Consider the following 3,543-nt stretch of genomic DNA (forward strand, 5'->3'; position numbering starts at 1 on the left):
GGGTGACGTAACGGACGGCCTTGCGGTTCATGTGCCTTGCCCTTCAAACGACTTATCCAACGGCTACAACTATGCCGGACCAAGCTTCGTCTCCCCCGAGGTTCAGCTTTGAGCCGACTGAGAGGACCGGCCGCCCGCGGCACCTCCACAACCGGAGCATCCGTACTAGGCTGGAATGCAGGAAACACCGCCCTGCAGGAGGGCGTCCGGACAACACCAGGAGGACAGTCATGGCAGGCGAATCCACATTCGACGTCGTCAGCAAGGTCGACAAGCAGGAAGTTGCCAACGCGCTGAACCAGGCCCAGAAGGAACTGGCGCAGCGTTACGACTTCAAGGGCGTCGGCGCCGAAGTCGACTTCAGCGGTGAGAAGATCCTGATGAAGGCCAACTCCGAGGAACGGGTGCTGGCAGTCCTGGACGTGCTGCAGTCCAAGCTGATCCGCCGCGGCATCTCGCTGAAGTCCCTCGACACGGGCGAGCCCTTCGCCTCGGGCAAGGAATACCGCCTCGAGGCGAGCATCAAGGAGGGCATTGCGCAGGATCTCGCGAAGAAGATCAACAAGCTGATCCGCGACGAGGGCCCGAAGTCCGTCAAGTCGCAGATCCAGGGCGACGAACTGCGTGTGACCTCCAAGTCCCGCGACGACCTCCAGGAAACCATGAACCTGCTGAAGGGCTTTGACGAAGCCGACCTGCAGTTCGTGAACTTCCGCAGCTAGTCCCAATCTGGCCTTGTGATTACAGGGAAGTTGCTTCCCCAGTCCGCACAGAGTCCGCAGAATCCACGAGGACCGCAGCGATCAGCCTTGATCCCGCGGTCCTCGTTTTGTCCTCGGCAGTCGGCCAGAGATGGGAATACGTGTTCAAGGTGATCGACGGCGCGGCATGTCCCAGTGCCCGCTGCACAGTTACGACGTCGCACCCATCAGCGATAAGGCCGGAGGCGTAAAAGTGCCGGAGGTCATGAAGCGTGAACTCACCTATGCCGGCATCCTCGCGGACATCTCGCCAGCGGTCAGCCGCTGAATTGCGGTTGAAGTAAGTACCGCCGGACCCGAACAGCCATTGTTCCTCACCGAACACGCCAACGGTTTGCACGTGGAGGGCTAAGACCTGGATCAGTTCATCAGCCACATAGACCACCCGCTCTGACCCATGCTTGGGCGGGACCACCTCAGCACTGGCTTTCGTGTTTCCTTGGATCTGCCGGGACACGCTAATGGTCCGGCGCAAGAAATCCACGTCAGCCAACTGCAAGCCCGCCGCTTCACCCAGCCGCAGACCGGCGAACGCGCAGACGGAAACGAACGGCGCGAACCAGTCCGGAGCGACTTCCAGCGCCTTCCCCAGTTGCTCCGGTGTGGGAATAGTCATCGCTGYTTCACGGCGGCGCTCACGCGGCAACTTCGCCCCGGTGCATGGGTTTTCCGCGATGACCTTGTCCGTGACCGCAGCCCGGAAGGCGGAGCTCACGATATTGAAGTAGACCTTCACCGTGGCCGGCGCCAGCCTCGCGGACATCCCCTTGACCCAGGCCTGTACGTGGGACGGCAGTATTGACCTGATCTGATGCTCGCGGAATGTGGCTATGGCCAGCGCCTGCTCCGCCTTCAACTTGGTGCCGGTGGCCCAAACCTGAGTCGCGGCCCATTGCTCGAACCATTGGGCAAACGTGATCTTCCCGCCTTTGGGATCCACATACCGGCCGGTGACGACTGAGGCTGTTACCTCATCAAGCCAGCGCTGAGCGTCGATCTTCCGCGGAAAGTGCCTGGCATGCTCCTTCCCGGCCGCGTCACGGTAACGCGCCCGCCAGGAACCGTTACCCCTTTTCTGAATGCTCGCCATGGACCTTTTGCCTCATTCCGTTCTCGATGCTCGGTCGGGCGTCTATGTCCGCCTTTGCCAGATGCTCGCGCTCCGCTGGGGTCAGGTCGCGCACGTACTCATCCCATTCGTTCAGCAGGTTTTCAAGCGAAGCCTGCACGCTCATCGCGTTCGCCAAAAACATGTGATAACGATCCATCTGGCCGTGGAAATTCGACAGCAGGGCTCCCAAATGCGACTGCGTAGCGGACTCCCGATCCAGAGGTAAAAGCGCCTGAATTGGAATGTTGAACGTTGCGGCGATCACGGCGGCCTCACTGATGGAAGTAGGCCTGTCGCCCCGCTCAATCTTGGCAATCATCGTCTGCGTAGCGTTTATGCCGTTTGCCGTGACGGTCTTAGCCAGAGTGTCCTGCGTCCACTCGTTAGCGAGCCGGTATTTCCTCACGGATTCGCCGAAGGTGCGTCTAGCGAGATCGGCGACGTTGTTCTCATTATTCTGCATACGAATAAGACTACATTCCCCAAGAGCTTGACACCACCCCCAATCATGGGCGATGCTATTCATATCAGGACTCGACCAGAAGTCCCCAAGAGAATAGGAACGTCATGGCACTAGCAATCGCCACGCTGTTGACACTGGCCGAGACGGCCGAGCAACTGCGGAAGTCTGAGGCTCAACTCCGCTGGATGATCCACGCAGGAACCGCGCCCAGGTCCGCCAAAATCGGAGGGCGCCGGATGTTCAGGGCGTCGGATGTTGAGGACTACATCAACGCCGCGTTTGAAGCAGAGGCCTCCTAGTGAGCGCGACTTACACCGTGGCCGACCTGGCGGCGGCATGGGAATCGGGCTACTGGCACGGCAAAAGCCACGAAGGCCCGCTGAATGACGCAGCGGTCGCCGCAAAGAACCCCCACCGGAACGGCAATTCCAGTGAGGGCAAAGAGAGCTACATGGAGGCAGGTCTCAACATGAACACTACAGGTCGGAGCGGCAAATGATCCAGACGGTCCTTGAACTTGACCTGGCCGACTACGCCAACGACTACCCCCGATCCTTCGACGCCTACGAGTTCGAACGGCGCCAGCGGGAACAACTCCGAGACCTTCCCCCCGGCTCCTGTGTCCGCCTGAGGGTGGGAGAGTGCCGGCCGCTGCTGGACGGGAACTTCTTCCGCCGGGATCTCATATGGCAGATCGTCGGCAACGACACGCGCACGCTCGACGCATGGCACGAGCTGATGGAGGGAGCACCTGTTGCTGACTACTGATAGGACGGTCCCCGACTACTTCCGGGCGGACGCCTACGACGATCACTCTGTTCCTGTACCTGCACCCCCTGTGTCAGGAACAAGGAACACGGTTGCTTACGGGAACATCGCCGCTCTACTAGCTGGGGATCTTCCACCCTCGCCCACCCCGGCAGTGCTGCGCCGCATGGACGGCGTGGGGATGTTCTACACGAGCCAGGTCAACATCATCTTTGGGGAGCCCGAATCGGGCAAGACGTTTGTGGCACTCGCGGCCATCGTGGAATGTCTCGCCAAGGGTGGGCGGGCAGTCTTCCTCGACATGGACCACAACGGCATGGAGGGTATCGCCGCCCGTCTGCTGGACCTCGGAGCGGACGCCGCCATATTGGGCAACTTGGATAGGTTCCGCTACAAGGAACCCGAAGACCGCCAAGACCTGGTGCAGACCGTGGCCGACC

6 protein-coding genes and 1 pseudogene are annotated in these 3,543 nt (G+C 60.6%); 5 read left to right on the top strand and 2 right to left on the bottom strand.

The features are described from left to right. Positions 1–230: 230 nt before the first annotated feature. Entirely contained in the window at positions 231–722 is a 492-nt protein-coding gene (locus AB4Y86_RS14685) for a YajQ family cyclic di-GMP-binding protein (protein WP_441402936.1), read from the top strand. A 19-nt stretch (positions 723–741) separates the two neighbouring features. Here AB4Y86_RS14685 and AB4Y86_RS14690 read toward each other — a convergent pair whose 3' ends face one another. Together AB4Y86_RS14690 and AB4Y86_RS14695 are read right to left on the bottom strand one after the other, a co-directional pair. Beyond that, positions 742–1,851 carry a tyrosine-type recombinase/integrase gene (locus AB4Y86_RS14690; protein ID WP_441402937.1) on the bottom strand — a complete coding sequence of 370 codons (1,110 nt, stop codon included), beginning with the start codon at positions 1,849–1,851 and terminating at the stop codon, positions 742–744. Beyond that, on the bottom strand, positions 1,826–2,335 hold the full coding sequence (locus AB4Y86_RS14695) for a helix-turn-helix transcriptional regulator (protein ID WP_441402938.1): 510 nt from the start codon (positions 2,333–2,335) through the stop codon (positions 1,826–1,828). Before AB4Y86_RS14695 ends, AB4Y86_RS14690 begins: the two co-directional genes overlap by 26 nt. A 104-nt stretch (positions 2,336–2,439) precedes the next feature. On the opposite strand from AB4Y86_RS14695, the gene AB4Y86_RS14700 reads away from it, so the two are divergent. From AB4Y86_RS14700 to AB4Y86_RS14715, 4 genes and pseudogenes are all read left to right on the top strand, one after another. Beyond that, entirely contained in the window at positions 2,440–2,634 is a 195-nt protein-coding gene (locus tag AB4Y86_RS14700; RefSeq protein WP_441402939.1) for a helix-turn-helix transcriptional regulator, read from the top strand. After that, positions 2,634–2,834 (top strand): hypothetical protein, encoded by a 201-nt coding sequence (locus AB4Y86_RS14705; RefSeq protein ID WP_441402940.1) that lies wholly within the window; start codon positions 2,634–2,636, stop codon positions 2,832–2,834. The genes AB4Y86_RS14700 and AB4Y86_RS14705 overlap by 1 nt, the downstream gene beginning before the upstream one ends. Next, positions 2,831–3,103: a hypothetical protein gene (locus tag AB4Y86_RS14710; RefSeq protein ID WP_441402941.1), complete on the top strand. Its 273-nt coding sequence runs from the start codon at positions 2,831–2,833 to the stop codon at positions 3,101–3,103. Before AB4Y86_RS14705 ends, AB4Y86_RS14710 begins: the two co-directional genes overlap by 4 nt. A gap of 166 nt (positions 3,104–3,269) precedes the next feature. Further along, a pseudogene (locus AB4Y86_RS14715) lies at positions 3,270–3,543 on the top strand (hypothetical protein); the annotation flags it as partial.

Source organism: Arthrobacter sp. 2YAF22_2, from assembly GCF_052114645.1.
Taxonomy (GTDB): Bacteria; Actinomycetota; Actinomycetes; order Actinomycetales; family Micrococcaceae; genus Arthrobacter.